Source organism: Streptomyces sp. E11-3 (genome assembly GCF_046540415.1).
Lineage (GTDB): Bacteria > Actinomycetota > Actinomycetes > Streptomycetales > Streptomycetaceae > Streptomyces.
In genome coordinates this window covers 1-2,999 of record NZ_JAZGRL010000065.1, presented here as the reverse complement: position 1 = coordinate 2,999, position 2,999 = coordinate 1, and the positions used below count along the sequence as shown (strand labels likewise).

Sequence of the window (2,999 nt, the reverse complement as noted above, 5' to 3'; positions counted from 1 at the left end):
TCCGGCGCCGCACACCAGTGCGGCGCCGGACGTGCTCGACAGTAGCGCCACCACCCGGGGAGGAAACCGCACATGGGCGTCACGCTCGCCAAGGGAGGCAATGTCTCCCTCTCCAAGGCCGCACCCGACCTCAAGCAGGTCATGATCGGGCTCGGCTGGGACGCACGCTCCACCACCGGAGCCGACTTCGACCTGGACGCCAGCGCACTGCTGTGCAACAGCGGCCGGGTGCTCGGCGACGACTGGTTCGTCTTCTACAACCAGCTCAAGAGTCCGGACGGCTCTGTGGAGCACACCGGTGACAACCTCACCGGTGAGGGCGACGGTGACGACGAGTCGCTCCTGATCGACCTCTCGAAGGTCCCGGCCAACGTCGACAAGATCGTCTTCCCGGTCTCGATCCACGACGCCGACACCCGCGGCCAGACCTTCGGCCAGGTGGCCAACGCGTTCATCCGCGTGGTGAACCAGGCCGACGGCCAGGAGCTGGCGCGCTACGACCTCTCCGAGGACGCCTCCACCGAGACCGCGATGATCTTCGGCGAGGTCTACCGCTACGGCGGCGAGTGGAAGTTCCGGGCCGTGGGGCAGGGGTACGCGTCGGGGCTGCGCGGCATCGCTCTAGACTTCGGAGTCAACGTCTCGTAAAGCCTCAGCCGCAAAGACGTAAAAGGCGCAAATGCCGGGGCTTTGGGCCGAGTGCGGTGCGGGGAAGGCCCGCACACAATCATCGATTGGGTAGCCAGTGATTCTGAAAACCTTCGGCTGGTCGTTCGCGGTCACCGCGCTCGGCCTGGTCGCAGCGGTATTCATCGACGGGTGGACCGCCTTCGGGATCGTGGCGATCCTGTGCATCCTCGAGATCTCGCTGTCCTTCGACAACGCGGTGGTCAACGCCGGAATCCTGAAGAAGATGAACGCCTTCTGGCAGAAGATCTTCCTCACCATCGGTGTCCTGATCGCCGTCTTCGGTATGCGCCTGGTCTTCCCCGTGGTGATCGTCGCGATCAGCGCCCAGCTCGGCCCGATCGAAGCGGTCGACCTGGCGATCTCCGACAAGGACGCCTACCAGCAGTACGTCACCGACGCGCACCCGGCGATCGCCGCCTTCGGTGGCATGTTCCTCCTGATGATCTTCCTTGACTTCATCTTCGAGGACCGGGACATCCAGTGGCTGCACTGGCTGGAGCGCCCGCTGGCCAGGATCGGCAAGATCGACATGCTGGCGCCGTGCATCGCGCTGATCGTCCTGCTGGTCACCTCGATGACCTTCGCGGTCAACGCCCACCAGCACGGCGGTCTGCACGTCGACAAGTCCGGCACGGTGCTGCTCTCCGGTATCGCCGGACTCATCACGTACATGGTCGTGGGCGGGCTCTCCGGCTTCTTCGAGGACAAACTCGAGGAAGAGGAGGAGCGCGAGCACGAGGCGGAGGAAGAGGCCAAGCGCAAGGGCAAGCCGGTCTCGGCGATCGCACTCGCCGGCAAGGCCGCGTTCTTCATGTTCCTCTACCTTGAGGTCCTGGACGCGTCCTTCTCCTTCGACGGCGTCATCGGCGCCTTCGCCATCACCAACGACATCGTGCTGATGGCCATCGGCCTCGGTGTCGGCGCCATGTACGTCAGGTCGCTGACGGTCTACCTGGTCCGCCAGGGCACCCTGGACGACTACGTCTACCTGGAGCACGGCGCGCACTACGCCATCGGCGCGCTCGCCGTCATCCTGATGGTCACGATCCAGTACGAGATCCACGAGGTCATCACCGGTCTGGTCGGCGTCGCCCTGATCGCCTGGTCGTTCTTGTCGTCGGTGCGCCGCAACCGCGCACTGGCCAAGGCCGAGAGCGGCCAGGGGCCAAGCCCGGACGAAAAGGCCGAAGTCTCCTCCGGGGTGTGATCCCGCGGTAATTGCGGAACGCTCTGACGGGGCGGCCATGAGGTACACAGCCTCGCGGCCGCCCCGTCGCTGTCGCACGAGCACTGCACGAGCACTGTTGGACAGGCCCACCGGGCCAGGGCGATTGGGAGCCGGGATGTCCTTCTGGGAAGGGCTGTTACGCGGACGATCCGAGCAGTTCGAGTCCGGCAGCGCCGCGACCAACTGCATTGAACTCACCAAGCGCAATCCGGCGGTGTCCCTCACCAAGCAGGGCGCCGCCAACGGCAATCTGCGCGTCAACCTCTCCTGGCGGATGCGTACGTCCGACATCGAGGGCAGGTCGAAGACCAGCGGCAAACTGCTGCAGAACCCGCTCAAGATGTTCCAGCCCGAGGTGGTGCAGGCGCACACCCAGGGCGTCGTCAACGTCGACCTGGACATCGGCTGCCTCTACGAGCTGACCGACGGCGCCAAGGGCGTCGTACAGCCGCTGGGCGGCTTCTTCGGGGGCCTCAACGAACCGCCGTATGTGAAGCTCAGCGGGGACGACCGGTTCGGTTCGCCGTCCGGTGAGACGATCTACGTCAACCTGGACCACCGCGAGTCCATCAAGCGGCTGCTGTTCTTTGTCTACATCTACGACCAGACTCCGGCTTTCGACCGTACGTACGCCAAGATGACGCTCTACCCGAGCAACGGCCCACGGATCGAGATCGATCTTGAGGAGCGCGCGCCGCAGGCCCGCTCCTGTGCGGTGTTCGCGCTGGACAACGTCAAGGGCGAGTTGATCGTGCACCGCGAGGTGAAGTTCGTCTACGGCTTCCAGGCGGAGCTGGACCGGCTGTACGGCTGGGGGCTGCAGTGGGGCCGGGGCTACAAGGCCAGGTCGGGGGAGCGGTAGCCGAGCGCTTCGGTGGCTTCGCTTCGGCGGCCTTCGGCGGCCTCCGGTGGCTTGTTCGCTCAGCGGCCGATGAACTGCGGCCCCTGCGGCGGGAGCCGGAAGCCCGGGTCGGGCGCCATCGGCGGCGGCCCCGCGGCGGGCTGCGGATAGCCGTACGCGGGCTGCGGCGGGGCGGACGCCGGCTGGGGGTAGCCGTAGGCGGGCTGCGCGGGGACCGGC

3 protein-coding genes are annotated in these 2,999 nt (G+C 66.3%); all 3 read left to right on the top strand.

Annotated elements, in window-relative coordinates:
- The first annotated feature begins 72 nt into the window (after positions 1–72).
- The 3 genes from U9R90_RS34980 to U9R90_RS34970 all read left to right on the top strand — a co-directional run bounded on the left by U9R90_RS34980 (position 73) and on the right by U9R90_RS34970 (position 2,780).
- Positions 73–648: a TerD family protein gene (locus U9R90_RS34980; RefSeq protein WP_411061423.1), complete on the top strand. Its 576-nt coding sequence runs from the start codon at positions 73–75 to the stop codon at positions 646–648.
- A 97-nt stretch (positions 649–745) separates the two neighbouring features.
- Positions 746–1,897, top strand: a complete 1,152-nt coding sequence (locus tag U9R90_RS34975; protein ID WP_411061421.1) for a DUF475 domain-containing protein — start codon at positions 746–748, stop codon at positions 1,895–1,897.
- Between the two features lie 136 nt (positions 1,898–2,033).
- Positions 2,034–2,780, top strand: a complete 747-nt coding sequence (locus tag U9R90_RS34970) for a Tellurium resistance (protein ID WP_411061420.1) — start codon at positions 2,034–2,036, stop codon at positions 2,778–2,780.
- The last annotated feature ends 219 nt before the right edge of the window (positions 2,781–2,999 follow it).